The sequence below is a fragment of the Armatimonas rosea genome (genome assembly GCF_014202505.1).
In the GTDB taxonomy this organism is placed as follows: Bacteria; Armatimonadota; Armatimonadia; order Armatimonadales; family Armatimonadaceae; genus Armatimonas; species Armatimonas rosea.
This window is the reverse complement of sequence record NZ_JACHGW010000003.1, coordinates 43853-68991: the sequence shown is the minus strand read 5'-3', so window position 1 is coordinate 68991 and position 25139 is coordinate 43853. Positions and strand designations below refer to the sequence as shown.

Sequence of the window (25139 nt, the reverse complement as noted above, 5' to 3'; positions counted from 1 at the left end):
AGCCATGCAACAACAGCGGCACGCCCCTCTCGTCATCGCGCCCACCGCAGGTAACCTGCGCTTTCGCCGGGGCTACAGCTGGGTACTCTTTCTGGTGATTGGCTTTCTGGGGCTGACTGCCTGTGTCGCCTGGAAGCAAGGGGTTGCTGTCATTGCCTACGCCATGCTAGCGGACATGTTCCTGATGGTGGGGTTGCTCTGGTGGTTTAAGCAACAGGGGAAAAAGCGCCAGCTGGGAAGCGCCACGGAGGCGGTGGCGCGCCCTGCGTACTACCTAAGCGAAGAGGGCCTCACCATTGTCGGCACCCCCACCTTCGGCCCCATCCCCTGGAGTGAGATTCGCGCGCTCCAAGACACCCACTTTCTGGGGATTCCCATCCTCAAGATCGAAGGCGACTTTCGCCGCATCCGGCGGGGTCTGGGCAAGCAAGGTCGGCTTCTCTGGCTGGCGTGGATTCCGGGCGGGATCGGGCTCAATGCGGTCCCATTTCAGCAGAAGGGCGTCTCGCTTGCCGCCCAGATACTTGCCTACCGCGATAGCCTAGCGCCCCTCGCGGACGACCCAAGCCAGGAGCCCTACTAGCTCGTCCCAGGCGAGAGCCGCCGCGCCCGGTGCATTGCGCTGGCAGAGGTCCACGCGCTCGCGGGCGGTGCCGTTGCCAAACTCGGCGTAGAACGGGTGCGCGCCAGTCATCCCCACCCAGTAGCGGGTATTGCCCCAGTCGCCCTCACGCCGGTGGACCAGCTGGTGGATGTAGTTGGCCGTGCTGTCCTCCTCGTGCACCTGGACCAGCTTGTGTGCCGCCTCCAGGTCATCGTTGAGGAGGTGCAGCAGTGCCCGGAGATTGTACGAGCCGGCGGTCATGCCTGTCAGCAAGCCGGGCTGCCAGGGCGCTTTCGGGCAGAGTGGTGCCTCGGCGCGGGCGAGCAAGACGGCGGCAGGGGCGTGGAGTGGGTGGTTCTCAGGGAGCGGGTTCATCGTTTTCCTTTAGCGATCGAAGTATTGTTTGGCGGCATAACTCAGTATATAATCGTGGCTTTTCTTACCGTGAGTCTGGCTCACGTACTCACAAATCGCCTCTATAGTTTCTTCTCGGTGGTCTACTGCCAGAAGCAGTTTTGTCTTCTCAAAAGGGCTCTTATCTATCGAGACAATACGGCGCAAGCAGCTCATCATCACAACATCGATATTGCGACAAGTGAAATCGATATCAGGACGGTGCAGCTCTTCGTTGAAGCCCATACCCGATTCTGCATTCCTGAGATTCATGTAGATCAACGTCAGGCATCTGTAGTCATTTTCTTTATTTAGGGTACTCTGAATGTCAGAGCTCCGTAGATCGCTCTCAACATGACATTTCCTGAGCAGCTCGCCAACGATCTTGTTTGCGCGAAGAATGTTTGCATAATTTACCGCTAAGTTGCGACTCCCCATCTCTAGACCTCCGTTTGTTTCGTGTGTCAGGGTAAGTATCCAAAGAGGCGCACGGAGCCGTGGGCCAGGGAGTTATCGGGAAGCGTTGTGTCGCCGTCTTGCCGCACGACCGCGAGCTCTAGCTCCAGGCTGAGCTCAGGGGAGCGGAGCACCTGCGCTCGGTAGACCACCAAGGGGAGCTCTCCCCAGAGCGCCTCGCGCTGGCTCAGGAGGCGGCAGATCACGACATAGTCGTTCTCCAGCTCGCCCTCGCGCACCAGGAGGACGCTATCGGCGGGGACTTTATCGGCATCGCGAATCTGCTCCTTCATGGCCTCGATACCCCCCGGAGCCAGGGTCGCCAGGCCATAGAGCGCAAGGGTGGTAGGCTTGCCAACCGCGGTCTTGTAGCGCTCTCCCTCGGTGGCAAGGTCGGTGGCGCAGAACGGCAGGTTTCTCCCCGCCAGCCCCAGCTCTGCCAAGGGAAGCCCTTGCTTGGGATCGCGCCAGAGCCGCCGGAGTGTCCCCGTCACGCGCTGGTCGGTTACCAGATCAGGTAGCTCTGCCTCGCCCAGCAGCGGCGACGTCAGAAAGTCCTTACGGCGCTTGACACTCCGTGCCACAAGGGCACCGAAGCCACCAAGAACCAGCAGGAGCACAACCGGCAGTACGACTTCCATACTGCCTATTGTACCTGGAGCCGCTCCAAGCCGCGAAACGTGAAGCTTGGCTTCCAGACAGGCTCGCCGGCAAGCCGAAGTGCGGGAAAGCGGCTCAGAACCGCCGAGAGCGCGAGCTGTGCCTCCAGCCGTGCCAGTGCGGCCCCCAAGCAGTAGTGTGGCCCGTAACCAAAGGCGAGGTGCTTGTTGTCGGGGCGTGTGATGTCGAGTAGCTCGGGGGCAGGAAACATCAGGGAGTCGCGATTGGCGGCCGCGAGCTCGAGCAAGACCCAGTCGCCCGTTGCAACACTCTCGCCGGCTAGTATCAGGGGCTCCTTGGCGATCCGGCTGGTCCACTGCACAGGGGGCTCGTAGCGCAGAAACTCCTCAACCGCTAGAGGCCAGAGGCTTGGGTAAGCCACGAGTTTCTCACGCTGCTCGGGGTGGGTAAGCAAGAGCCACAGCCCACTTCCGATCAGGCTCGTCGTGGTCTCGTGGCCCGCCGCGAGCAAGAGTAGCGTGTTGGCCAGGAGCTCGTCGTCGCTGAGGCGGTCGTCTTCGTGGCGGGCGCGGACCAGCGCGGAGAGCAGGTCTAGGCGTGGCTGACGGCGCAGAGGCTCGATCCGAGCACGAATATAGGCCGTAAACTCCGCCAAGCTCCGTGCCAGCCCGACCTCGCCTAAGTTCGGTAGCCCCCCATCGAGGAGCGTGAAGAAGTCGTCGGACCAGCGCTTGAACTGTGCCCGGTCGCTCGCGGGAATCCCGAGCATCTCCGCGATGACACTCACGGGCAGAGGGTACGCCACTGTCGCGACCGCATCCCAAGGTTGCCCAGGTGTGACCGTATCGAGCAGGCTCCCCGTGATCCCCTCGATGGTCTCACGCAGGCCCTCGATCACCCGTGGGGTAAATGCCTTAGTCACCAGTCCCCGGAGCCGCGTATGCGCGGGCGGATCGGTGAAGACCATCTGGAGCCCAAGGAGTGCATAGGCCCGCTCCAAGGCATTGGCTCCCTGCGGCGACCAGCCCTGAAACCGCGCCGCCGAGAGCCCCGGATGGCGAAGCGCCTCGCTGCAGGCGGCGTGGGTGCGAAAGACCAGCTCGCTCATTGCGCTGCGCTTCGGACAAGCTCTTGCGCTCGGGCTTGCAAAACACCATCCTCGCCGGGCTCTAAAGAGAGCTGAGGGTCACGCACACAGGCGGCGAAGTGCTCCACTTCGAGCTGGAACTGATCGACATGCTCGAAGAAGAAGACCTCTTCTGTGTCGGAGTTGTTGGCCTTGACGATCACCCGGACGCCGCTCTCCCCAACTTGAAAGGCGCGCTCGGCGACGATGCTCCCTTCCCGCCCGATGAGCTCGTAGCGACTGGTGAAGGCTTGGTCGAAGCCGGCAACCAGGCTCGCCGTGCGCCCTCCGGGGAAGGCGAGGAGCGCCGCGGTGTGGATGTCTACGCCCGTGGCGGTATCGCGGACGGCCAGCGCCTTGGCCTCAGTGGGCTCGTTGCCAAAGAGCCAGCGGGCGGCGTTGAGCGGGTAGACCCCGACATCCAAAAACGCCCCGCCACCCTGCGCGGGGTTCCAGCGGATACCGGCGTGGTCCGCTGTGGCAGGGTAGGTGAAGACTCCACGGAAGTGCACGGGCTCGCCAATCGCACCGCTCCGCAGGACCTCGAAGACCTTCTGGTGCTGGGGGTGGTGACGGTACATAAAGCCCTCCATCAGCCGCAGCCCCGATGCCGATGCCGCACCCGCCATCCACTCCGCCTCCGCAACCGAGAGCGCGAGGGGCTTGTCGCACAGGACATGCTTTCCTGCCGCCAAGGCTTTTACGGTCCACTCCGCGTGCTGGTCGTTGGGCAGGGGAATGTAGACCGCCTCGATCTCCGAATCGGCGAGGAGGGCCTCGTAGCTACCGTAGGCCTTGGCCGCACCGTGTCTCTGGGCTGTGGCAGTCGCTTTCTCCGGGGAGCGTGAGGCGACCGCATGGAGCACCGCATTTCCCGCACGCTTCAGCGCCGGTGCCATGCGGCGCTCAAACACGCGGGCACACCCTAAAACCCCAAACCGAACGGCTTCCATCGCTACCGTCCCCCGCCGCGACGGGGCCGCTGGGCGAGCTTCTTCGCCTTCGCGATCTCCGTCGCGTAGGCTTTATCGTCCCATACATCCAGAACCGTGGCGATCGCGGCGCAGTTGGAGTAGGTCTCCTTCTCCGTGAGCAGCCCGATCAAGAGCTTGGCATCGGCTGGGTCGTGCTTGAGCTTGCCGAGGGCACGGATGGCATCGCCGCGCCGGGCATCGCTGACGTGGGTGAGCAGGCCACGCCACAAGGGACGAAGGTCCTCACGCTCCAGCCGACCGAGACCGTCCAGGCTCGCCAGTGCGGGGAAGCGCTCTGCATCTGCCTTGCCGAGGGCTGCGATCGCGGCGACGGCGGCCTCCGATGGGGTGTCGGTGAGGAGGCCCTGCATCGCGATGGTCTTATCCAGCCCAACCGGTGCGTACTTGAGGATCGGTAGCAGCTCGTCGGGGGCGAAGTCGTGCTTGAGCTCACGGAGGAAGTCATGATCCGGGTCGAGGATCACCGCGGCAGGCTTCGAGGTGGCCTTGATCCGAAAGACCTGCTCAGCGGCACTGAGGGTTACCGGGACGCGGTTGAGACTATCTCGGATCAGCCCCACCTTGGTAGGAATCGTGTAGATCGGGGTGCCATCGGCGGTGTCCTGGGTCTGCTTGACCGAGAGCACCACCTCGCTCGTGGCCTCGTCCCACTTCCAGTCGTACTCCAGCACGGGGTGGCCGGGCTTGAGGAGCCACTGCTGGAAGAACGGCTCGCAGTTGATCCCACTGTAGTCCGTAAAGGCGCGGCAGAGGTCCTCCCACTCCACCGGGGTGTGGCGGTGCTCGGTGAGGTATTTCTTGATCCCCCCAAAGAACACTGCATCCCCGAGCTGACGCCGCAGGGTGTGGAGGATGACGCCGCCCTTGGGGTAGGTGTGGCTATCGAACATCACATCGGGGTCGCGGTAGAGGTTGGTGGAGACGGGGCGCTTGTAGCGGCGGGACTCGCCAAAGTAGGCGCGCATGTTGCCCTCGATCTCCCGGTCGTAGGCGTGCTTGCCCCGGCTATGCTCCATGTAGAGTGTCTCGAAGAAAGTCGCAAAGCTCTCGTTGAGCCAGGCCTCGCCCCAGTCCTTACAGGTCACCAGATCCCCAAACCACTGGTGGGCCAGCTCGTGGGAGTTGAGGCTGGCCATGCCTCGGAAGCCGGAGCGGAAGTCGGTGAGGGCGCCCATTCCTAGGGTCGTGGACGAGACATTCTCCATGCCACCGCCGAAGTCGTACATGGCGTTCTGGGCGTACTTGGGCCAGGCGTACTTGACTCCGGTGATGGTGGAGAAGAACTCCAGCATGTCCGGGGTGTCGCCAAAGCTGGCATCGATCATGTCGCCGTAGCCCTTGGGAACGACATACCACAGTGGCACATCGCGCCACTTGTCTTTCTTAATGTCAAAGGGCCCCGCGACCAGTGCCATGAGGTAGGTGGCATGGGGCTGGGTCATCTTCCAGCGCACCGTCCGGCGGCCGTTCTTGACCGTGTCGCTCAGGGGGAGGCCATTGCCCACGACACTCCACTCCGCCGGAACCGTCGTGATGGTCTCGGTGGTGGTGAAGTCGTTGGGGTAGTCCCAGGTCACCGCCCACTCGCGGTTCCCCGACGTCTCCCCCTGGGTCCAGAAGCCCTGTTTGTCCTTGTTGTTCTCGGTGGGGTTCATCCAGTGGAAGCCATCGCCCTGACCAAATCCCCCGCCCTGAATCCCGCCGCCTTTATACGTAAAACGCACGAGGAGCGGCTTGTCCTTTGCCAAAGGCGCCGGAAAGGTCACGGCGAGAAGCTCGCCGTCGCGCTTAAAGGTCAGTGGCTTTCCCTCAGTATCGGCGGTCGCCACCTCGATATTCTTCCCTGCGTGAAAGTGCAGCACCGTGAGCCCCGCTCGCAAGGGCGCGACTGTGTTGGTGGACGCCCCCGTGAACTTGCGATTGGGCCAGTCGATATCGAGCTCCACCTTCAGGTGCTGAAGGTCAAAGTCCCGGTCGGGGGCGTACTGGAGCTTGGCCGCGGGCGGTGCAAAGGGATTCCCCCCACCTCGCTGTGCCAGGGTGGGCACGGCGGCGATTCCGAGGGCAAGAAGGGTTAAGAAAAGGCGGTGACGATACATGCGGGCATTATACCTGCTCAGGAAATGGCCCGAGATTAGCCCGAGGAACACGTTGCCGGAACCACGAGTTGCCCCAGGAACGAGTCCTTGGGCTTAAAAGGGCGACGCTCGCCTTCGCGAGCACTAAGCTCGGTTGGCTGCGAAGGCAGCCGTAGCCCTCTCAAGCCCGGACACTCGTTGTCTGGTTTTTTAACCCCACGCCGCTTTTGCGAATGCCTCTAGCTGGCTGTAGTTATTGGCCCAGGTCGTGTACATCACCCCCGTGACCCGTGCGCCGCCCAGGGCCTTGGCGGTGGCGAGCCAGCCCTTGATCGCGCTGGGGTTGCTGTCGTAGTAGCCCGCTAAAATCTGCGAGTGGCCGCGCTTGGCGAAGAAGTCCAGGCTCTCCTTGGCCTTCCCCGAGTTCCAGTTCATGATCTGCACGTCTTTGGCCAAGCCTTCCCAGCTTCCCGCGAGGCTGCCGCGCACGAGGTAGTAGTTGTCCACGGCGTTGTGGAACGGATCGAACATATCCGACCAGGCGACCAGCTCGGCGCGGGGTGCGGTCTGGCGGGCGTAGGCGATACAGGTCTTGACATTCTCGGCGAGCAGTGCTCCGGGAGTCTTGCCCGTGGCCTGAGAGTCGGCGCTCCAGCCCGCGGTGCGCAGCTCATCGTGGGAGAGGAAGAAGCCCTGCGGTGTGAGGAGCTTCTGCACCCGCTGGAGCTGGTCTTTATGGAGCGCAAAGACCGCGGGATCGACCAGCGAGGCGCTCACCTGGCCGTCGTAGATCGTGATCGCGTGGTAGTACGAGACCCGCAGCCGCTGGCCGTCCCTGATGCGCGAGCCGGCGGGAATCGCAATGCTCGGCGGCGCGTGCCAGACCTCGAACTCACCGGGCCAGGGGACATTGCCCATGCGCGGATCGACGATTTTTTCAAAGTCACGTCCCTCCGTGTAGACCGTGCCATCGTCGCTGCGAACCGTCAGAGGGCACCCGGCGCGGCGCACGACATTGAGCAGGCCCACTTCTTCCAGGCGCACATCATCGAGCCACAGAGTCCCGCCCACCGCGCCCCAGCCGCCCAGGTAGAGAGTCACCGACGGACTATCCAGCGTGTTGAAGACAAAGTGGTGCTGGGTCCAGTCTTGGGTCGGCTTGACACCCGCGTTGGAGTGGCACAGGTTGGCCTTCGCGCCCCCCGGAAGCACGGTGCAGTGAATCTCTCCCGCGCTCTTGAAGCCCTCGGTCTTGATCCACACCGAGAGGTGGTACTGGCGAAACGGCGGCAGCGCGAGCCGCTTGCTCACCCGCAGGTTCCCCGAAGTGGCCGTGAAGCGTAGCGCCGCAGCCCCACTCTTCTTCACGCTCGTGTCGAGCGCCGCGGCGTCGTTGAAGTCCCAGCCCGTAAAGTTCCCGCTGCGTGCCTCGTCGAGCGCACCGCCCGGCAGCAGGTTCACCCCCGCACTCTCCAGGGTCGCGGTCTTGCCCTTCACCACAAACACGGCATCCTTCACCGGCAGCCCCTCGGCCAGGTTGGGATCGTGCGCGAGCAAGCCACTATCATAGCCCCCCGAGCAGACTGTCGGGTAGATTCCCAGCCCCAGCTCAGTGGCAGCTTGCTTGACCGTTGCGGCGTTCTTGAAGTAGTGATCCGGGACACGGTCGAGGATATTGAGCTTGTAGTCGGCCAGCACCAGCCCGTTGTAGCCCGCGGCCTTGGCGCGCCTCAGCAGCTCGATCACTTTGGGCACGTTCTCGGTCACTTGAAGGTTCTGCGCCACGTAGAGCCAGCGGTGTCGCAACAGCGCGTCTTGATGTTTCATGGGGGCATTTTACCGGGGATTGGAAGCCCCGGCATCAAAGAAAGGGAGCGCCCCGTGGGCGCGGCAAACCAAGCTCTCGGCGCGTCCTCGGGACGCTCCCCAAAACGCAGACGGGGATTTCCAATCCCTGGATACGATAAAATCGGAGGCATGGCGACACAGATGGAACGTCCCCGGCTCCGGCTCACACAGGCCCACGTCAAGCTCATGCTCGATGCGAACCTCATCACGCCCCACGACTACGAACTCATCGACGGAGACCTTATCGAAAAAATGCCCCAGAACCAGCCCCACTCCGCCGCAAACGACAACGGCTACGACACACTGACTGCGCTCTTTGGCCGCGGCTTTGTCCAGCACTCTGCTCCCATCTACATCAACAATAGCACATCCCCTGAGCCCGACCTAGCCGTACTAAAGCAACATCGCCGCACCTATACAGACAACCCTGCGGCCTCGGAGTGCTCGCTCGTCGTGGAAGTATCAGACTCCACGCTTGCCTACGACCGTACCACCAAAGCCGAGCTCTATGCCCGCGCGGGGATTCCTGAGTACTGGATCGTCAACCTCAACGCCCGGACGCTCATTGTCCACCGTTCCCCCACCGACGAAGGCTACGGCGAGCTTCGCACCCTCACGGAGACCGACTCTGTCACGCCGCTGGGACAATCCAGCTCGGTAGCCGTTGCGGATCTTTTTTGACGGGGATTGAAAGCCCCGTCTCGGGAAGGGAGCGCCCCGTGGGCGCGGGGAGTTATGCCTTCTGCGCGTCCTCGGGACGCTCCTCATCCTATGCCGGGGCTTTCAATCCCCGGTAAAATGCCCCCATGTCCGATCTGACTCAGCGTGTCCAAGAGGCCTCCCAGAAACGATTCGGTGTCTTCAAGTTGGCAGAATCTCTTCGCACGAAAAGCAACCAGAAATCTACCTACCTAGAGCTGGTCGCACTCACGGACTCTTCCGATGAAGCCTTGCGCCGGGCTGCTGAGGAGTGCCTAGAGTGGTTTGACTCCAGCCAAGAAAACAGCACAGGTTGGGGGAGTGGCTTTTCCGTAGGGGGTGTTGGTATCGGAGGAGCCCCGTCGTGGCAGTACTGTGCCTTCCTCCGTACGCTGAAACAACCTGATGCAGGCCGTCGTTTCCAGCGTGACTTGGGAAGTAAGGACAAAGTGTTCCAGCTCTATGGGTTACTCGGACTCTCGGAAGTAGACAGACTTCAGCTCCAAAAGGCTCTCTCCCACTTTCTGGGCGACTACTCCCCGGTCGGATATCAGAGCGGGTGTTGCATAATGAATCGCCCGGTCCGCGAGCTCGCTTCGGAGATTTCTCAGGGACGCTGGCATGAAACAGTGATGCGGTATAAAAAGCGCCAGACCTATTGGGAGCTAAAAACGAAGAAACTATGATTCTCGCAATTGATAGTGGTACGACGTCGTGCCGGACACTGGCCTTTGATGCCTCGGGGCGCTGTGTGGCGCTGGCACAGCAGGAGTTTCCGCAGTACTACCCCCAGCCCGGCTGGGTGGAGCACGACCCTGAGGAGATCTGGCGGGCACAGAAAGCGACACTCGATGCGGTCGTGGCGCAGGTGGGGAAGCAAAATATCCAGGCCATTGGGATCACCAACCAGCGCGAGACGGTGGTGGCGTGGGACAAGCACACCGGCGAGCCGCTGGCAAACGCGATTGTCTGGCAGTGCCGCCGCACCACGGAGCTCTGCCACCAGCTCAAAGACGCCGGCCATGAGCCGGGGGTGCGCGCCAAGACCGGCTTACTCCTCGACCCCTACTTCTCCGGCACCAAGATCCAGTGGCTGAGTGAGCGGGTCGAGACGAAAGACGCCTATTTTGGCACGGTGGACACCTGGCTGCTCTGGAAGCTCACGGGCGGCCAGAGCTACGCCACCGACCCCAGCAATGCGTCGCGGACCCTGCTCTACAACCTACAGACCAATAACTGGGACGACGAGCTTCTGGCGCTGTTTGGGGTGGCACGCGCCTCGCTTCCCACGATTCAGCCGTCGGGGAGCGTGTTTGGACACTGGGAGGGCATCCCCATCTGCGGCATCCTCGGCGACCAGCAAGCCGCGCTCTACGGCCAGCAGTGCATTACGCCAGGCATGGCAAAGTGCACCTACGGCACGGGCTGTTTTCTGCTGAAGACGGAGAACCCACCCACCGAACGCGACCAGTGGGTTCCCGGCATCTTGCAGACAGTCGCGTGGGAGAAAAACGGGGAGCTCACCTACGCCAGTGAGGGCGCGGTCTTTATCGCGGGCGCTGCGGTTCAGTGGCTCCGCGATGGGCTCGGGCTAATCGCGACCGCCGCCGAGACCGAGGCGCTCGCGCGCTCCGTGCCCGATAGCGGTGGCGTGGTCTTCGTGCCCGCGTTCACTGGGCTCGGTGCCCCCTACTGGAACCCGGAGGCGCGCGGCCTGATCTGCGGCCTGACCCGTGGGACCACTAAAGCGCACTTGGTCTACGCCACTTTAGAGGCTATCGCTCAGCAAAACGCCGATCTGTTAGAGGCCATGTCCTTGGCGGGAATACTGCGGGTGGATGGCGGCGCGTCTCGCAATGACTTTCTCATGCAGCTCCAGGCCGATCTGCTCGGAATTCCGGTCGAGCGCCCCGCCCAGACTGAGACCACCGCGTTTGGAGTCGCCGTGCTAGCGGGACAGACTGCAGGCATCTTCGATATCGCTCCCTGGCGCGCGGAGCGGGTCTTTGAGCCGGCGCTCTCCCAAGACGAAAGAGCCCACCGCCGGGAGTCCTGGCGGCGGGCGGTAGCACGAGCGCTGTAACCTTGCAGTTCCCCCACGCGTGGGGGTTAGGGGCCAGTGGGGATTAGGGGGCCAGCGGAATCCCCAGCTTCGCCAGCGCAGGCTCAACACCGGCGGGAATGTCTCGGGAGCCCACAAAGCTCGCGGCGATCTTCCCCTCTTTGTCGATGATGTAGGTGGTCGGAATGCCGCTGACACTGTAGAGCTTCTTGGCGATGGAGTTTGCTGTGTCCCGAGCCGCAGTATCGAAGACCAGTGGGAAGGTGAACTTATCCTGGTTCTTGGGCACCCACTCGTCGTACTTCTCCTTGGTATCCCAGACACAGACCCCCAGCACAGTAATGTCGTTGCGGCCCTTGAGCTTCTGCCAGGTCTTCTCGATATGGGGCATGGTCACCATACAGGGGCCACACCAGGTCGCCCAGAAGTCCATCACCACCACTTTCCCCCGGAAGTCCGAGAGCTTGACCGGCTTGCCATCGAGTGTCATCACGGTGAAGTCGGGCGCAGGGGTTCCGACCGCGAGCAGGGGTGGGCGTGGTGCGGCAGGCTTGGGGGTCGGCGCTTTGAAGGGCTCGATCCCCGGCCCCGGAACGTAGGCAAAGGCCGTGGGCTCGGGCAGGGGAGCGTTCTTTTGTAGGTTACGGATCGTCGCCGTGCTGGTGGACTTAGGCCCCTCTCCCACCTGGATCGTCTGCACCTTGCGACGCGCGAGGCTGTCTTGGCCGAAGTAGAGCTTTCCTTCGTACTTGATCGTATTGGTTCCCAGTGACATCGTGTAGCGGTAGCTGACAACCGAGCACTTCTCACCCTCGACCACCTCCGGCTCCCCGAGGGCGAGCGCAGCCAGGGTCTTTTGTTGTTTGTAGCCCGCAAAGACGGTCTGGAAGGTGCGCTTCTCGCTGAAGAAACCGTCCCAGGGCTCCGCTCCAAGGCTCATCGTGGCGGGGTTTGCGGTCAGGGTGGTGTAGGTCTTGCCGCTCTGGCGGACATACTGCTTGCCATCGCTCAGCAGCAGCGAGATGGGTTGCTCGCTCTTCTTCCCGGCGTCATCGACCGTCCAGAGCTCGTAGCGCAAGAAACTGGGGCGGCCTGCGAGCACCTGCGAGACCGTGTGGCGCGTGTTGGTGCCGCTCTGGGTGACGATATCGCCCTCGGCCTTGAACGACTTGAGCGCCGCGATGGCCTTGGCATTGCTCTCCAAGAGTGCCTCGGCACGTGGATCAATGGTGTCCTGAATAAGATAGACAAGTGCAGGTAAAAACATGGTTGCTTCCTCCTGCACAAAGTATAGCGGAAAAAGGGGCAGGAGAACGGTTCCGGCGTGCCGAAAGGGAGAGATATGAGACCGATTGTACAGATTTCGCTGGATATTGTGGACCTCGACGAGGCCCTGGAGACCGCTCACCTGGCCATGCGCGCCGGGGTGGACTGGCTGGAGGCAGGGACGCCGATGCTGATGGCGCACGGGGCCAATGGGGTCAAGGTGCTGCGCGAGGCCTTCCCCGACGTGCCGATTGTGGCGGACCTGAAGATCATGGACGGTGGCTACCGCGAGGTGGAGATTGTCGCCAAGGTCGGGGCCACCCACGTGGTCGTGATGGAGCGCGCCCACCCGCACACCGTCCGCGAGGTCGTCAAGGCCGGCCGCGACTTTGGGGTCGAGGTGATGGGCGACAACATGATCTCCGAGAACCTGATCGACTCCGCCAAGCGCCTGGAGGACCTGGGCTGCGGCTACGTCATCCACCACATCGGCTTCGACGAGCGCCGGGGGATCGCGGCCAGCGGCCAGCGCATGCCCAGCCCGCTCGATCAATTGCGCGAGGTCTGCGAGGCGGTGAGTGTTCCCGTGCAAGCGGTCGGGGGGCTCACGACCGAGCAGGCAATCGCCTGCCCCAGCTACGGCGCGCCCCTTGTCGTGCTGGGTGCCCCGCTCACGGTCGATGACTACGCCTTCAAGAGCGCCAGCAACAACCTGGAGGAGATCGTCCGCCACATCTGCGAGCGCATCCACGCCCAAGGCTAACCCCTCCGCAGCCGGTACGAGAAGCGTGTTTAGAAACATTCCTCTTCACGAAGCCCTCCAAGCCTTGCAAGCGCGGATGCACCACGACGGCTTTAGTACCGGCTGGCCTGAGCTGGCACAGCGCCTTTTCTTCACTCAGCAAGCGGGCTTCTGGTTTGTGGACTACTTTGGCGACAGCGAGGAGTTTTTCCCAGAGCTGCTGACACTCCTAGCCGCCCCTGAGCTCGCCGAGACACTACGATGGCTCAGCCTACGCAGTCCAGACGAGGGCGCAAATGGCACCCGTGAGTGGGACTTTACGCCGCTTCTCGAGACCAAGACACAGTTTCCGTGCTTACAGTCGCTCCAGATCGCACGGACGCCCCCGGAGAACCACAATCATTTCATCGTCGGTAGGGGCTACGAAGAGAGTGGCCAGCTTGGTGCGCTTCTGGACCGCATGCCCGCGCTCATTGAGCTCTGGAGTCCGTCGGCTCCCGATGCCACGTTCTGCGAGCGCGCTAGTCACCCCCTCCGGCTCCTGCACCTAGACTGCGGCTACGACCACCAGGATTTTATCGCCCAGCTCGCACAGTCGCGTTGCTTTTCTCAGCTACTGCACGTTGAGTTCAGCGACTACGCACAGTTTTATATGCCGAACTGGGAAGCCAGCTGTGTGCCCTTCGAGCACTACGAGCAGCTCCTCAGCTCAAACACCCTGCCTGCCCTTTCGCGCTTTTTCCTTCGTAGCGCTGGCCTTAGCGAGGCGCAGGTAGCCCACTTGAAAACGCAGCGACCGGGGCTTCGCTTTACCTACCAAAACCCAAGGATTATCTAAATGACTCAAAAAATAGCGCTGGTCACCGGCAGTGTTCGGGGAATCGGGCGGGTGATCGCCGAGCGGCTGGAGGCGAAGGGCTGGACGGTGGTCCGGCACGCGCAGACGGCGGCGGAGCTGGAGGGCTTGGCCGGGGTTGCGGGCGATCTGGCGGAGGCAAGCGTCCCGGAGGCGCTGATCGCGAAGGTGGTGGAGCGCTACGGGCGGCTGGATGCGCTGGTGAACAATGCGGCGCTGACGACACGCTCGAACCTAGAGACCACGGATGCGGGGCTCTTTGATCGATTGATGGCAGTGAACCTGCGTGCGCCGCTGCTGCTGATCCAGGCCGCGCTCCCCCATTTTCGGGCGCAGGGCGGCGGACGCGTCGTCAATATCGGCTCGTCGAATGCCTACTGTGGGGAGCGCAACTTGCTCGCGTACTCGATGACCAAGGCGGGGCTGATGGTGCTGACACGCAACTTAGGCGATGCGCACGGAGCTGAGGGGGTGCGGGTGAACCAGCTCAACCTGGGCTGGACGCTCTCAGACAGCGAGTACGCGCTCAAGATCTCCGAGGGGCTGCCGCCCGACTGGCCCGAGCGGCTCCCCAAGTCGGTCGCGCCCTCCGGGGGGTTGCAGACCCCGGAGGATGTCGCCGCCATGGTGGACTGGCTCCTCTCCGACGATGCCCCGCGGGTCAATGGGCAGGTCTGGGACTTTGAGCAGTACCCGCTGATCGGGCGCAATCCCCCCAAGGATGTCGCGTAGGGCCTACTTCCGGTAGGCGGCGGCGGCGTGCCAGCTCTGCCAGGTCGGGGCGGGGTAGCGGTGACTCGCAATCCACTCGTCGAGCCGCTGGCGTGAGCCGCCCGCAGGGAGCTTTTCGGCAAGGGGCATCAGAGGCGCGACAGCATCATCGGAGAGGACAATCAGCGCCTCGACATCCAGCTTACCGGTCTGCTCCCAGCGCAGGACATTGCGCCGTGCCACCAGCGCATCCGGGTTGAGCAGGTTCAGGCTCGCGGCAAAGCCCAGTGCGCAGCAGAGCCCTCCGATGGCAAAGCGCGACGACCACCGGCGCGACCAGAGGGTCACGACCAGCCAGAGCAGAGCGGCCCCCAGCCAGAGGATAAAGACATCCACATGCAGCCGGGTCTGGGTCGCGCCATAGGCGGCTTCGTAGGCGGCCATGCGGCTCCAGGCCGAGCTCAGGAGCACCAGTGTCTCGGCGACAATCCCGGTCGCGAGAGTAGCAAAGCCCACGCCCTGCTTCCCCGTGCGCTTTGTCACCGCCGAGAGGCCCAGCACCAAGGCCAGGGTCAGCAAGGCGACCGTCACCAGCTCCGCAAAGCCGCGGCGGGCGTACTCGGCGTAGGTCAGGCCGGGGACAGCAAGAACCCGCGCGGCTCCCCCGAAGAGATAGGTGAGCTGGATCGAGAGAAAGGCCCCAAAGACCAGCGCCACGCTCGAGAGGACGGTCATCGCCTCGACAAAGCCCAGCGGCAGCTCCTCAAGCTCGGGGCGCACCGGGCAGGACCGTTTTGCGGTGAGTGCGAGGGTGAGGCCTCCTGCGGTCAGCCACGCGGTCAGCAGCACCAGAAAGAGCCGTCCAAGCTGCTCCGAGAAGCGCTCGGGCTGGAGCCAGTGTGCCAGCGACGAGACATAGCCGGCAAAGACCGCATCCGCCGAGGCGAGGAGTGGAACAAGAACCAAGAGAACAGGGACACTGAGGAGGAGCCCCCGCAGGAGGGGCCCCGCACTGCGGCGGCTCTCCGTGCTCTTGAGCGCCAGAAAGACAGCCGCAACGGCGGGGGCAGCCCGGTGTAGGCTTGCTCCTAAGAGCACAAGCGGTGCCTTCAGTAGCTCTCCCAGGCGTAGCTCACGGAGCTGCCCTGGCACGGTGAAGCAGGCGATCAGGCCCAAGAGAAAGACACAGGCCAGCACGTTGAGCTCGGTGACAAAGACGCTGGCGCGCACGGTGAGCATGATTGCAAAGAACGCGTAGGCCCCCAGCAGCGGCCAGAGACTACTCCCCTGCGGTCGAATCCCGTGGTGGCGTAGTAGCGCTCCCAGTGCCACGGGGAGCGCCAGCAAGAACAGAGTCCCCCCAAGCCCCTGCCCCTGCTTGTAGAGCAGCAGATCCGCCAGTGTTCCCAAGACAAGCGCCGCTACCAGGAGCGCGCCCGGCCGCAGCCTCTCTCTCTCGTCTTCCATCATCATATCCTCCATAAAAAGAACTTTGCCAAACAAAGTTATTACGAAAGAAGAAGCAGCTCTGTTCCCGATAGGAGAAAAAAGAAGCGGCTAGCAGAGGTGGCGGAGGCGCTCGGGGTTGAGGATAACCAGCGCCATGCCGTCGCGCCCCACAATCCCCATCTGCTTGAGGCGTGCGAGGCGCCGGTTGACAGTCTCACGGGTCGCGCCAATCCGCTGTGCAAGCCGGCTATCAGAGAGGCCGGAGAGGCGCACGTGGCCGTTGTGGTCGGGCAGGGATGCCTCAGCACTCTCCAGCAAGTACGACGCCAGGCGGGCGAGTACATCGCGGGTCTCACTGCTGACCATGCGGTCCGATGCCTCCCGCAGGCGAAGCGAGAGCGTGCGGATGATCTCCCACGAGACCTGAGGGTGGGTCTCCAAAAAAAAGAGAAGCTCACGACGGTCGAGCATGAGCAGGTCGCAGGCAGTGTCGGTGATGGCATCGGCGGAGCGCGGCATGTCATCGAAGAGGGAGAGCTCGCCAAAGTGCTCCCCAGGGCCACGCCGCGCCACATGGACAATGGTCCCCTCGGGAGTCTCCCGCTGGATATTGACATGCCCTGTAAGGATCAGATAGAGCGTCTGGCCCGCGTCTCCCTCGTGAAAGAGCGCCTCACGCGGCGGAAAGAGCCGCCGTCGGCAGCGCAGCGCCAGCGGAGCAAGCTCGGTCTCCCCCAGCTCGGAGAAGAGGGGGATGCGCCGTAGCATCCCTTCGATCACCCCAGACACAGCAGGCTACTCGTTGCCGCTATCGCCTGAAGAAGACGCGCCGCCCTCTTTCTCCCCACCCGTGTCCGGCTTGACCTCTTCGCCGCCATTGCTATCGCCCCCGCCGGTCTCGCCGCCTTCATGGGTGTTGTCCTCCACCCCCTTCGAGACCCAGATCTTGACGGTCGCACCGGGCGCGAGCTTGCTCCCGGAGCTGGGAGACTGCTTCACGACTTGGTCCGCGGGCATCTTGCTGGAGACAGGCTGTCGGGAGACATTGAAGCCCGAGTCAGAGAGGGCCTGCTCCGCCACCGAGGCATCGTCACCCACCACCTTCGGGACAGTGATCTTCCTATTGCCACCGCCGCCACCGCCACCGCTGCTCGCCACCACTCCACCCGAGGGCCGTGCGCTCGTGGTCTTTCCCTTGCCCGGCTTGCTCGGCTTACCATTGTTCTTCTTGGAGTCACTGCCCGGCTTGGGCGCCAGCGATGCTTTGAGCTCGTCGAACTTCTTCACCAGGCCCCCATTGGTGCTCTGGTTGTAGGCATAGCCACCGTAGCCCAGGCCTCCCAGGAGCACCATGGCGATAATCGGCTTCTTGTAGGGCAGGAGCAGGTCTCCCAGACCAGGGCGCTGTGCACGCGCCTCCTTCGCCCGGTTCTTGGAGTCCTCTGCGACACCACGGGGCCGCGACGGGTTCCCGCAGAAGGGACCATCCAGGCGTCCGTAGAGGTTGTAGACATGCACCACGACCTTGTGCTTGACCCGCACCTCTCCCAGGTCCGTGAGGTAGTTGGCCCAGGGCTCGATCCCCTTGAGGACTTTGGCCACCTCCGACGAGAGCAAGATATGGTCCTCATCCCCGAGGTCCATGACGCGCTGTGCCGTGATAATCCCCTCACCGGCTGCGTCCATGTTGCGGTTCATGTCCTCGACCAGCGTGACCTCACCGGCATGGATGCCCATGCGCATCTTAAACTCCGCCCCCACCGTCTGTTTGATCTCGGCGGCGTTGTACTTGAGGTGCTGGTGGATCTGGAGCGCACAGCGCAGGGGGGAGAGCAGGTCCTTGAAGAAGAGGAGCGCCATCCCATCGCCGGTAGGACGTGCGATAAAGTTATCTCGATCTGAGCGGGCCGCCACCACCTCAGGGATCTCCTGCACCATGCGTGAGAGCTCTTTCTGCGCCGCGACCTGCTGTGCAGTCTTAAGCCGACTGAAGCCAATGATATCCATAAACAGGACATAGGCTCGTCGTAGGGACGGTGTCCGCTCGACGACATCGGTCAGCGGGGCATCTAGTGGTGCATTTTCCAGACTCATAGTTAGCGATGATCCCTCAGAACTACCCTGGTAAGTATGATAGGTTATACCATAGTCGGCTGGGTGACTTCACAGGTTTTCTCTCTGTTATCGGTAGTTACTGCCTGACAATATACCTGCTAGACGTACCAGGGATACCAGAGTTCAGGTAGAATGGAGGGATCTATGCGCTGTCCGTACTGTGGAACTCTCGACAAAGACCATGTCCTCGACTCTCGTCCCATCCGTGAAGGAGCGGCCATTCGGCGGCGGCGTGAGTGTGAGTCCTGCCTGGGTCGCTTCACCACGTTCGAGGAGGTGGAGGAGCTGCGCCTGATGGTGCTCAAGAACAACGGTGCCCGCGAGCCCTTCGAGCGGGGCAAGCTCCGCCGCGCCATCGAGCTCGCCTGCAAGAAGCGCCCCGTCCCCGATGCCGCCCTCTCCCAGCTAGTCGATGAGCTAGAGCGCGCCCTCTACGCCCGCGCCGAGCGCGAGGTATCGTCGCAGGCGATTGGCGAGCTCTTGATGGAAAAGCTCCGCCTGCTCGACACGGTCGCCTATGTTCGCTTCGCCTCGGTCTACCGCCAGTTCGAGGATGTCCGCGAGTTCCGCGAGCTAGTCGAGCGCCTCCCCAAATAGAGAGCAGGGTATACTGAAAAGCGCATGAAGAAGTCTCTGTGTTTTCTGGCGCTCGCCGCCGTCGCACTTAGTGGTGCAAAGTGTCCCTCGCGAACCCAATCCAGTGCTCCTCCCACGGAGACCCCGGCTACGCCCGAGCGCCCCGCGACTCCCGGACCGTTCGACCCGACCATCTTTGGGGGAATCTCGCCCCGGGCACAGGGCCGGCGCATCCCGGTGATCATGTACCACGACATTGTCGCCACCAAGAAGCAAAAGACAGTCTTCTTCGACTGCACCGCCGATGAGTTTAAGGACCAGATCGCCTATCTGGAGAAGCAGGGCGCGCAGTTTATCAGTGTCGAGCAGCTCCAGCGCCACCTCGTGCGCGGCGACGAGGTCCCTGAAAAAGCCGTCCTGCTCACCTTCGACGATAACTACCTGGGCTTCTACAAGAACGCCTACCCCCTGCTCAAAGAGAAGAAAATCCCCAGCGTGATGTTTGTCCACACCGCTTTTGTGGGCAATACCAAGGGGCCCCACCCCAAGATGAGCTGGGAGACCCTCAAGCAGCTCGATAGCGAGAAGCTAGTCACCATCGGCTCGCACACGGTCACCCACCCCGGCGAGTTTGAGAAGCTCCCCCTCGATGTCCAGCAGACCGAGCTGGCCGATGCCAAGCAGCTCCTAGAGGCGCAGCTGGGCCATCCGGTCACGCAGATCGCCTACCCCGAGGGCCGCGGCGATGCCCAGACCTTCGCCCTCGCGCAGCAGATCGGCTACACGCTGGGCTTCACGGTCGAGAACGGCCCCGCGGAGCAGTCGCCCAGCATCCTGGCGGTCAATCGCTACATCCACACACGCCTGCAAAAGGCCTGGGAGGAGTGCCAGCGGATCACGGTCGAGGCACCGGCCGCCGTGTTTGAGCGGGACCTCGCCGAGACCCCCGTGCGCCTAGAGACCGGCACCTACGACGGCATCAAGCTCGTGCTGGTCAAGGGCGGCAGGCCGCTCACCGTCCGCGCCACCGACACGGGCCGCAAGTCCGTGGGCGAGTTTATCCGCGACACACCCAACACAGTCGCGGGGATGAACGGGACGTTTTTCGTGAATGCGGACCTGCGCTCGGTGGACAATGCCCTGATCGGCCCCTGTCGCACCCAGATCGAGAACGCCTTCTTCGCCGATGAAGACAAGCTGCGCATGCCGCGCATCTGGAACCGCCCCCTCGTGGTCTGGGGCCCCAAGAAGATCGCAATTGTTCCGTTCAACCCCTACGCCAACAACGACGAGGTCAGCCTGCTCTCCCTCATGCCCAACATGAGCGATGTCTTTCTGGGCGGCGCGTGGATCGTCCACGATGGGGTTGCCCGCACGAAGAAAGAGATCGGCCCCTACGCCGCGCGGGACTTCAACGACCCGAGAAAGCGCGCGTTCTTCGGGGTCACCGACAAGGGCGAGCCCGTGCTGGGCGCGACCATGGAGGTGATCACCACGGAGATGATGGCCAAGGGCGCGGCAGCCGCAGGGGTCCACGAGGCGGTCTTGATGGACTCGGGCTTCTCCACCAGCATTGTCTACGACGGCAAGATTATCGCGACCGGCCACACCGCCAAGGACCTGCCATCGCGGCCCGTGCCCCACGCGATCTTGCTCAGTGGCACGCTCCAGCAGCCCACCGACCCGGACACCCTCACGATTCTTCAGGGTGCGGACGCCTCGGTCGGGTCAGCCCCCTCCACCGACGTCATGCGCGACTTGCCTGTCACCGGCGCACGTCCTGAGGGCGACCCAGACCGTGGCAAGCTTGGGCGACGGCGGCGGCGCTAGCCGCCGCCTCCCCGGCAAACCAGCCTAGCGGCCCATCTTCAGGCGGTTGTTGACCTCGTCCCAGTTCACGACATTCCACCACGCCTTGAGGTAGTCGGCGCGCTTGTTCTGGTACTTCAGGTAGTAGGCATGCTCCCAGACATCGTTGCCCAGCACGGGGACGCCGCCCTCTAGGATCGGGGTGTCCTGGTAGGGATAGGAGGCTAGCTCCAGCTTACCCTTCTTCACCGAGAGCCAGACCCAGCCGCTCCCAAAGCGCTTCAGGCCCGCGTCCTCGAACGCCGCCTTGAACTTGTCAAAGTCCCCAAACGTCCCCTTGATCGCATCCGCAATCGCGCCGGTCGGGGCGCCGCCGCCACCCGGCTTCATCAGGGTCCAGAAGATCGTATGGTTGACATGGCCCCCAGCGTTGTTGCGAACCGCGGCGCGGCTGTCCTCGGGGATGCGCTCTAGGTTCTTAAGCAGCGCCTCGGCGGACATCACCCGGCTGTTCGGTCCGTAGACCTTGGCAACCGCGTTGTTGAGGTTGGTGATGTAGGTCTGGTGGTGCTTATCGTGGTGGATCTGCATGGTCTGGGCATCGATATGCGGCTCCAGGGCGGCGGGCGGGTAGGCCAGCGCGGGCAGCGAGAAGGGTCCGGTGGGTGCAGGTTGTTGGTTGTTAGGTGTCATTTGGTTATTTTCCAGTGATCGAGTTCTTTGCCGTCGGCCCCGACTTGCCGGGCGTCCAGCGTCTTATCGGTGAGATCCACCACGGTCAGTGAGTGGGTATCGTCGATATACTTCGCAGTGAAGTCCTGTAGTTTTCCCTTTTCGAGGTTCTTGTAGAGCCCCGCACCGCCCGCACCGGAGACAATATAGATCGGCGCGTTGGGCTTGGTGTTCTTGACCCCATCGTAGGTCTTGTTGAGCGTGAGTTTCCCCTCCACCGCGCCCTTGGTATCGCGCGGCTTCGTGGGAAGAAAGGTCAGTGGGTAGCTGCGCTGGTAGTCGTGGACATGCCCCGCCCAGACCACGGAGACCCCGTACTTCTCAAAGAGCGGCGCGAGCACCCGCATCCACTGGTCGTTGAAGTGCTCGGCGTTGGAGTTAAACGGCGGGTGGTGGAACGCGACAAAGCGCCAGGTGGCCTTCTGCGCCGCCTTCAGGTCCGCCTCCACCCACTGCATCAGGGCCGGATCGCTCCAGTCCATGTAGGCATTGGCATCTAAAACCGTCCAGTGAGCGTTGCCATAGTCGTAGGAGAAGCTCGCCATGCGGGGGTAGCGCTCGCCTGCGGCGGTCAGAAACGCCTTGGTATCCGTGCTCCCCAGCGGCGAGGCGAACTTCGTGCTCGCCACCGCAGGCCCATTGAGCGGCTGGCTCCAGTAGTAGAAGTAGGCAAAACCGTCAGCGGTCTTCTCCAGAGTCGTGGAGCGGATATCGTGGTTGCCCGGCGCGGCCACCGTCAGGGTTGAGCGCAGCAGCGGGACGCCATCGGCACCGGCGGTCTCGGCATTATAGACCGGCCAGTAGTTCTTCACGTACTCGCTCGCCAGCCCCTTGCCGTAGACAATATCCCCGGTGATAAAGACATAGTCGGGCTTGGCCGCCAGGGTCTGCGCCGCCACTTTCTTCTGGCCGTCGGTGCCCTGCGCGCAGTCTCCAAAGAGCACGAAGCGCTGCGGCTCCTTGGCGGTCTTGCGGGCACGCGCACGGGCGGCAAAGACCGGCTTGTCGCCCCGCAGGATACGGTAGTCAAAGAGCTTCCCCGGTGCCAGCCCCTCCAGCGGCGCGCTCACGACCAGCTCCGGCTTGATCACCCCGACTGCGACCGGCTTGGCGCTCAGCTTCCCCTTGATCTTTGTCCAGGAGGTCGTGGCCGCCGCCGCCCCCGGTAGGCGCGTCTCAACGCTCCACTCGTCGAGCTTGGTATCGGCGGGGACGATCCAGAGTAGCTCCAGGCCCTCGGTCTTTCCCCCGAGAGTCGGGCGGTTGCCCAGCTGGAGGTAGGGAGGCTGCACAAAGGTCTTCTCGGGAGTCGCGACAGTCTCCAGGGGCGCAAGGGACGCCTCCGCTGTGGCACCCGGCGCAGGGGAGGCAACCGAGCGTGCCCCCAGCCCCCCGCCTAAGGAGGGCGTCTGCATCTGCGGTGTCGAGAGATTCGGGCTCGTTCCCGCACAGCCTGCCCCTAAAAATGCCCCGCTCACCAACACCAGTTTCTTGATTTTTCTCACCGTGACTCTCTCCTCTGCCATTGTACACCATGCCCCTTGGGGAAGTTTCACAAAATGTTAACCCATACTCTATAATGCGCACAGTAGATTATTCGATGTTACGACGATAGGACAAGAAATGCGACGTCCCCCCTCTTCCCCTGCCACGGCCCTGCTCCTGCTCACCCTGGGCTACGCGGGCTACTACTTCTGCCGCGCCAGCTTCTCGGTTGCCAAGCCCCAGCTCATTGAGTTCCTGGTCGCAGGAGGCACGATGGACAAGGCGGCGGCCAAGATCGCGCTGGGGGGAGTGGCCTCCGCCGCAACCCTCGCCTACGCCTGCGGCAAGTTCGCCTCGGGCGCTCTCGCGGACTTCTGGAGCGGGCGGCGCAACTTCCTCATGGGCATGATCGGCGCGATTGTCTTTAGCCTGATGTTTGCTTTCTCGGGGACCCTGCCTCTCTTCACGCTCGCTTGGGTGCTCAACCGCCTGATCCAGGCCCTGGGCTGGCCCGGTGCCCTCAAGGTCACGGGGAGCTGGTACCCGGCCAGCAGCTACGGCACTGCGGTGGGGGTTCTGAGCCTCTCCTACCTCTTCGGCGACTTTGCCGCGCGCCAGTTCCACGGGGCACTGATCAATAATGGAGTCGGCTGGCAAGGGCTCTTTATCGGGGGCGCGATCGTCCTGGCCGTCCTACTCGTGCTCAACGCGCTCTTTCTGCGCGAGAATAGCACAACCACCCCCACCGAGGCCGGGGAGAGCACCGCGCCAGACGAAACACCGGAGCCCGATGCAAAGGCGTTCCTGCGCTCCCCGAGCTTCTGGTGTGTCTGCATCATCTCGCTGGCCTTCACGCTCGCCCGCGAGACCTTCAATGAGTGGACTCCCACCTACCTCGTGGAGTTTGGGAAGCTCTCCAAGGGCACTGCCGCGACCCAGAGCTCGTTTTTCCCTCTCTTTGGAGGCTTTGCTGTGATCCTAGCGGGCAAGCTCTCCGATGGCCTAGGCCGCTCAGGGCGGGCGTTTATCCTGCTGCTCAGCCTCCCGGTGATCGCGCTCCTGCTCTCGACCCTGGCGCTCCTGCCCGCCGGAAGCCCTCTGCTGATCTTTGCGATCTCGGCCACGGGCTTCTTCCTGATCGGGCCGTACTCGTTTCTCGCCGGCGCGCTCTCGCTGGACTTTGGGGGGAAGAAAGCCGGCGCGACGGCAAGCGGCATTATCGACGGAATCGGCTACCTGGGCGGGGTCCTGGCCGGGGAGAGCATGGCGCGCCTCTCGGTGGCGCTTGGCTGGAAGGGGGCGTTCTTCACCCTGGGCGGGGTCTTGCTGGTGTCGCTGATCCCCGCGGCGTACTTCTGGAAGGAACAAAAAAAGCGCGATGTTTGATGTAGCGATTGTCGGAGCGGGTGTCCTGGGGCTGGCGCATGCCTACCACCTGGCACGGGCGGGAAAGCGGGTGGCGGTCTTTGAGCGCAGCGCCCGCGCCGAGGGGGCGAGCATCCGCAACTTTGGGATGCTCTGGCTGATCGGACAGCCGGTGGGGGAGCGCTACGAGACTGCGCTTCGGAGCCGTGCGCACTGGCTGACCGTGCTCCAAGAGGCCAACCTCTGGCACGAGCAGACTGGCTCGCTCCACCTGGCCTACGCCGACGACGAAGCGGCGGTCTTGCAGGAGCTCTCGTTTCCCCAGACCCAGTGGCTGAGCGCCGCGCAGGTCCACGAGAAGGCCCGGGGGATTCGGGCGGAGAGCCTGCGCGGCGCGCTCTGGAGCCCCACCGAGGTCTGTGTCGATCCGCGCGAGGTAATCGCCAAGCTCCCTGCCTTTCTCTCGGAGCGCTACGGGGTGACCTTCCACTTTGGGACCACGGTCTGGGGCTACAGCGCCCCCCAGCTCGCCACCACGGCGGGCACGTTTGCCGCCGAGCGCCTGGTTGTCTGCAGCGGCCACGACCTGACAACGCTCTACCCCCAAGCCCTCGCCGAGCAGGCGCTCACGGTCTGCAAGCTCCAGATGATGCGCACAGTGCCCCAGCCCGGTGCCTGGCGGCTCGGCCCGATGCTTGCCGCGGGGCTCACCCTCGCCCACTACGAGTCGTTCAAGAGCTGCCCTACCCTGCCCGCGCTCAAGGCGCGCCTCCACGCCGAGTACGCCGAGCACGAGCGCTACGGCATCCATGTACTGGTGTCGCAAAACGGCCTCGGGGAGCTCACTCTGGGAGATAGCCACGAGTACGATGACGAGATCACGATCTTCAACAACGAGCGGATCGACACGCTTGTCTTGGAGTACCTGGCGACCTTCTTAGACACCCCCGACTGCCAGCTCGCCTCGCGCTGGCAAGGGTTCTATCTGAAGCACAAGACCCAGCCATGGCTCATCGCCCACCCCGAGCCCGCAGTGACTCTGGTCACGGGTGTCGGTGGGGCGGGGATGACCCTGAGCTTTGGCCTGGCCGCGCGGGTTGCCCAGGAGTTAATCGAGGCTTAAACCAGGGTTTACCGACCCATAATTTTCT

Annotated in this window: 24 protein-coding genes; 11 read left to right on the top strand and 13 right to left on the bottom strand. The window is 63.2% G+C overall.

Annotated elements, in window-relative coordinates; translation table 11 throughout:
* Window positions 1–4 precede the first annotated feature (4 nt).
* A complete protein-coding gene (locus tag HNQ39_RS15365; RefSeq protein WP_184197983.1) occupies window positions 5–583 on the top strand; it encodes a hypothetical protein in 579 nt (192 codons plus the stop codon).
* On the opposite strand, the gene HNQ39_RS15360 is transcribed toward HNQ39_RS15365, so the two are convergent.
* From HNQ39_RS15360 to HNQ39_RS15330, 7 genes are all read right to left on the bottom strand, one after another.
* Window positions 542–979 (bottom strand): hypothetical protein, encoded by a 438-nt coding sequence (locus HNQ39_RS15360; protein ID WP_184197981.1) that lies wholly within the window; start codon window positions 977–979, stop codon window positions 542–544. The two genes, HNQ39_RS15365 and HNQ39_RS15360, sit on opposite strands and share 42 nt — an antisense overlap.
* Window positions 980–988: 9 nt before the next feature.
* Complete coding sequence (locus tag HNQ39_RS15355; RefSeq protein WP_184197978.1) at window positions 989–1243, bottom strand: hypothetical protein; 255 nt, start codon at window positions 1241–1243, stop codon at window positions 989–991.
* A gap of 218 nt (window positions 1244–1461) precedes the next feature.
* On the bottom strand, window positions 1462–2094 hold the full coding sequence (locus HNQ39_RS15350; protein WP_184197975.1) for a hypothetical protein: 633 nt from the start codon (window positions 2092–2094) through the stop codon (window positions 1462–1464).
* Between the two features lie 5 nt (window positions 2095–2099).
* The gene (locus HNQ39_RS15345; protein WP_184197972.1) at window positions 2100–3182 is read right to left on the bottom strand and encodes a cytochrome P450; all 1083 of its coding nucleotides are present in this window, start codon (window positions 3180–3182) and stop codon (window positions 2100–2102) included.
* Complete coding sequence (locus HNQ39_RS15340) at window positions 3179–4153, bottom strand: Gfo/Idh/MocA family protein (protein WP_184197969.1); 975 nt, start codon at window positions 4151–4153, stop codon at window positions 3179–3181. Before HNQ39_RS15340 ends, HNQ39_RS15345 begins: the two co-directional genes overlap by 4 nt.
* Before the next feature lie 2 nt (window positions 4154–4155).
* The gene (locus tag HNQ39_RS15335; RefSeq protein ID WP_184197966.1) at window positions 4156–6294 is read right to left on the bottom strand and encodes a M1 family metallopeptidase; all 2139 of its coding nucleotides are present in this window, start codon (window positions 6292–6294) and stop codon (window positions 4156–4158) included.
* A gap of 189 nt (window positions 6295–6483) precedes the next feature.
* Window positions 6484–8100: a hypothetical protein gene (locus HNQ39_RS15330; RefSeq protein WP_184197963.1), complete on the bottom strand. Its 1617-nt coding sequence runs from the start codon at window positions 8098–8100 to the stop codon at window positions 6484–6486.
* A 150-nt stretch (window positions 8101–8250) separates the two neighbouring features.
* On the opposite strand from HNQ39_RS15330, the gene HNQ39_RS15325 reads away from it, so the two are divergent.
* The 3 genes from HNQ39_RS15325 to glpK all read left to right on the top strand — a co-directional run bounded on the left by HNQ39_RS15325 (window position 8251) and on the right by glpK (window position 10903).
* A complete protein-coding gene (locus HNQ39_RS15325) occupies window positions 8251–8802 on the top strand; it encodes a Uma2 family endonuclease (protein ID WP_184197961.1) in 552 nt (183 codons plus the stop codon).
* 125 nt (window positions 8803–8927) lie between these two features.
* Window positions 8928–9506 carry a hypothetical protein gene (locus HNQ39_RS15320; RefSeq protein WP_184197958.1) on the top strand — a complete coding sequence of 193 codons (579 nt, stop codon included), beginning with the start codon at window positions 8928–8930 and terminating at the stop codon, window positions 9504–9506.
* Window positions 9503–10903, top strand: a complete 1401-nt coding sequence (gene glpK, locus HNQ39_RS15315) for a glycerol kinase GlpK (RefSeq protein ID WP_184197955.1) — start codon at window positions 9503–9505, stop codon at window positions 10901–10903. The genes HNQ39_RS15320 and glpK overlap by 4 nt, the downstream gene beginning before the upstream one ends.
* Before the next feature lie 43 nt (window positions 10904–10946).
* On the opposite strand, the gene HNQ39_RS30295 is transcribed toward glpK, so the two are convergent.
* Window positions 10947–12149, bottom strand: a complete 1203-nt coding sequence (locus HNQ39_RS30295) for a redoxin domain-containing protein (RefSeq protein WP_184197952.1) — start codon at window positions 12147–12149, stop codon at window positions 10947–10949.
* 75 nt (window positions 12150–12224) lie between these two features.
* Here HNQ39_RS30295 and HNQ39_RS15305 point away from each other — a divergent pair, with 75 nt between their 5' ends.
* The 3 genes from HNQ39_RS15305 to HNQ39_RS15300 are packed head-to-tail and all read left to right on the top strand — an operon-like array spanning window position 12225 to window position 14478.
* Entirely contained in the window at window positions 12225–12911 is a 687-nt protein-coding gene (locus HNQ39_RS15305) for an orotidine 5'-phosphate decarboxylase / HUMPS family protein (RefSeq protein WP_184197949.1), read from the top strand.
* Between the two features lie 25 nt (window positions 12912–12936).
* The gene (locus HNQ39_RS29650; protein ID WP_221290049.1) at window positions 12937–13728 is read left to right on the top strand and encodes a hypothetical protein; all 792 of its coding nucleotides are present in this window, start codon (window positions 12937–12939) and stop codon (window positions 13726–13728) included.
* Window positions 13729–14478, top strand: a complete 750-nt coding sequence (locus tag HNQ39_RS15300; protein WP_221290048.1) for an SDR family NAD(P)-dependent oxidoreductase — start codon at window positions 13729–13731, stop codon at window positions 14476–14478.
* 3 nt (window positions 14479–14481) lie between these two features.
* Here the strand turns inward: HNQ39_RS15300 and HNQ39_RS15295 are convergent, their stop codons facing one another.
* From HNQ39_RS15295 to HNQ39_RS15285, 3 genes are all read right to left on the bottom strand, one after another.
* Window positions 14482–15930, bottom strand: a complete 1449-nt coding sequence (locus HNQ39_RS15295; protein WP_184197946.1) for a DUF4153 domain-containing protein — start codon at window positions 15928–15930, stop codon at window positions 14482–14484.
* A gap of 84 nt (window positions 15931–16014) precedes the next feature.
* Window positions 16015–16695 carry a cyclic nucleotide-binding domain-containing protein gene (locus tag HNQ39_RS15290; RefSeq protein WP_184197943.1) on the bottom strand — a complete coding sequence of 227 codons (681 nt, stop codon included), beginning with the start codon at window positions 16693–16695 and terminating at the stop codon, window positions 16015–16017.
* A gap of 6 nt (window positions 16696–16701) precedes the next feature.
* Window positions 16702–18000 carry a PASTA domain-containing protein gene (locus HNQ39_RS15285; RefSeq protein WP_184197940.1) on the bottom strand — a complete coding sequence of 433 codons (1299 nt, stop codon included), beginning with the start codon at window positions 17998–18000 and terminating at the stop codon, window positions 16702–16704.
* A 165-nt stretch (window positions 18001–18165) separates the two neighbouring features.
* Here HNQ39_RS15285 and nrdR point away from each other — a divergent pair, with 165 nt between their 5' ends.
* Window positions 18166–18618, top strand: coding sequence for a transcriptional regulator NrdR (gene nrdR / locus HNQ39_RS15280; protein ID WP_184197938.1), 453 nt, complete (start codon window positions 18166–18168; stop codon window positions 18616–18618).
* A 24-nt stretch (window positions 18619–18642) separates the two neighbouring features.
* On the top strand, window positions 18643–20427 hold the full coding sequence (locus tag HNQ39_RS15275) for a polysaccharide deacetylase family protein (protein ID WP_184197936.1): 1785 nt from the start codon (window positions 18643–18645) through the stop codon (window positions 20425–20427).
* A 24-nt stretch (window positions 20428–20451) separates the two neighbouring features.
* Here the strand turns inward: HNQ39_RS15275 and HNQ39_RS15270 are convergent, their stop codons facing one another.
* Window positions 20452–21099, bottom strand: coding sequence for a superoxide dismutase (locus HNQ39_RS15270; protein ID WP_184197934.1), 648 nt, complete (start codon window positions 21097–21099; stop codon window positions 20452–20454).
* The gene (locus HNQ39_RS15265) at window positions 21096–22643 is read right to left on the bottom strand and encodes a metallophosphoesterase (protein ID WP_184197932.1); all 1548 of its coding nucleotides are present in this window, start codon (window positions 22641–22643) and stop codon (window positions 21096–21098) included. The genes HNQ39_RS15270 and HNQ39_RS15265 overlap by 4 nt, the downstream gene beginning before the upstream one ends.
* A gap of 118 nt (window positions 22644–22761) precedes the next feature.
* Between HNQ39_RS15265 and HNQ39_RS15260 the strand changes: the two genes are divergently transcribed.
* Together HNQ39_RS15260 and HNQ39_RS15255 are read left to right on the top strand one after the other, a co-directional pair.
* Window positions 22762–24009 (top strand): MFS transporter, encoded by a 1248-nt coding sequence (locus tag HNQ39_RS15260; protein WP_184197930.1) that lies wholly within the window; start codon window positions 22762–22764, stop codon window positions 24007–24009.
* Window positions 24002–25111 (top strand): TIGR03364 family FAD-dependent oxidoreductase, encoded by a 1110-nt coding sequence (locus HNQ39_RS15255; protein WP_184197928.1) that lies wholly within the window; start codon window positions 24002–24004, stop codon window positions 25109–25111. The genes HNQ39_RS15260 and HNQ39_RS15255 overlap by 8 nt, the downstream gene beginning before the upstream one ends.
* Window positions 25112–25139: the final 28 nt, after the last annotated feature.

What these genes read in the sequence shown, in the direction of transcription:
- HNQ39_RS15360 (WP_184197981.1), bottom strand. Translation starts at nt 979, where the DNA reads ATGAACCCGCTCCCTGAGAACCACCCACTCCACGCCCCTGCCGCCGTC.
- HNQ39_RS15255 (WP_184197928.1), top strand. Translation starts at nt 24,002, where the DNA reads ATGTTTGATGTAGCGATTGTCGGAGCGGGTGTCCTGGGGCTGGCGCAT.
- HNQ39_RS15300 (WP_221290048.1), top strand. Translation starts at nt 13,729, where the DNA reads ATGACTCAAAAAATAGCGCTGGTCACCGGCAGTGTTCGGGGAATCGGG.
- HNQ39_RS15275 (WP_184197936.1), top strand. Translation starts at nt 18,643, where the DNA reads ATGAAGAAGTCTCTGTGTTTTCTGGCGCTCGCCGCCGTCGCACTTAGT.
- HNQ39_RS30295 (WP_184197952.1), bottom strand. Translation starts at nt 12,149, where the DNA reads ATGTTTTTACCTGCACTTGTCTATCTTATTCAGGACACCATTGATCCA.
- HNQ39_RS15355 (WP_184197978.1), bottom strand. Translation starts at nt 1,243, where the DNA reads ATGGGCTTCAACGAAGAGCTGCACCGTCCTGATATCGATTTCACTTGT.
- HNQ39_RS15295 (WP_184197946.1), bottom strand. Translation starts at nt 15,930, where the DNA reads ATGATGATGGAAGACGAGAGAGAGAGGCTGCGGCCGGGCGCGCTCCTG.
- HNQ39_RS15345 (WP_184197972.1), bottom strand. Translation starts at nt 3,182, where the DNA reads ATGAGCGAGCTGGTCTTTCGCACCCACGCCGCCTGCAGCGAGGCGCTT.
- HNQ39_RS15285 (WP_184197940.1), bottom strand. Translation starts at nt 18,000, where the DNA reads ATGAGTCTGGAAAATGCACCACTAGATGCCCCGCTGACCGATGTCGTC.
- HNQ39_RS15325 (WP_184197961.1), top strand. Translation starts at nt 8,251, where the DNA reads ATGGCGACACAGATGGAACGTCCCCGGCTCCGGCTCACACAGGCCCAC.
- HNQ39_RS15350 (WP_184197975.1), bottom strand. Translation starts at nt 2,094, where the DNA reads ATGGAAGTCGTACTGCCGGTTGTGCTCCTGCTGGTTCTTGGTGGCTTC.
- HNQ39_RS15320 (WP_184197958.1), top strand. Translation starts at nt 8,928, where the DNA reads ATGTCCGATCTGACTCAGCGTGTCCAAGAGGCCTCCCAGAAACGATTC.
- HNQ39_RS15335 (WP_184197966.1), bottom strand. Translation starts at nt 6,294, where the DNA reads ATGTATCGTCACCGCCTTTTCTTAACCCTTCTTGCCCTCGGAATCGCC.
- HNQ39_RS15340 (WP_184197969.1), bottom strand. Translation starts at nt 4,153, where the DNA reads ATGGAAGCCGTTCGGTTTGGGGTTTTAGGGTGTGCCCGCGTGTTTGAG.
- HNQ39_RS15270 (WP_184197934.1), bottom strand. Translation starts at nt 21,099, where the DNA reads ATGACACCTAACAACCAACAACCTGCACCCACCGGACCCTTCTCGCTG.
- HNQ39_RS15330 (WP_184197963.1), bottom strand. Translation starts at nt 8,100, where the DNA reads ATGAAACATCAAGACGCGCTGTTGCGACACCGCTGGCTCTACGTGGCG.
- HNQ39_RS15305 (WP_184197949.1), top strand. Translation starts at nt 12,225, where the DNA reads ATGAGACCGATTGTACAGATTTCGCTGGATATTGTGGACCTCGACGAG.
- nrdR (WP_184197938.1), top strand. Translation starts at nt 18,166, where the DNA reads ATGCGCTGTCCGTACTGTGGAACTCTCGACAAAGACCATGTCCTCGAC.
- glpK (WP_184197955.1), top strand. Translation starts at nt 9,503, where the DNA reads ATGATTCTCGCAATTGATAGTGGTACGACGTCGTGCCGGACACTGGCC.
- HNQ39_RS15365 (WP_184197983.1), top strand. Translation starts at nt 5, where the DNA reads ATGCAACAACAGCGGCACGCCCCTCTCGTCATCGCGCCCACCGCAGGT.
- HNQ39_RS15260 (WP_184197930.1), top strand. Translation starts at nt 22,762, where the DNA reads ATGCGACGTCCCCCCTCTTCCCCTGCCACGGCCCTGCTCCTGCTCACC.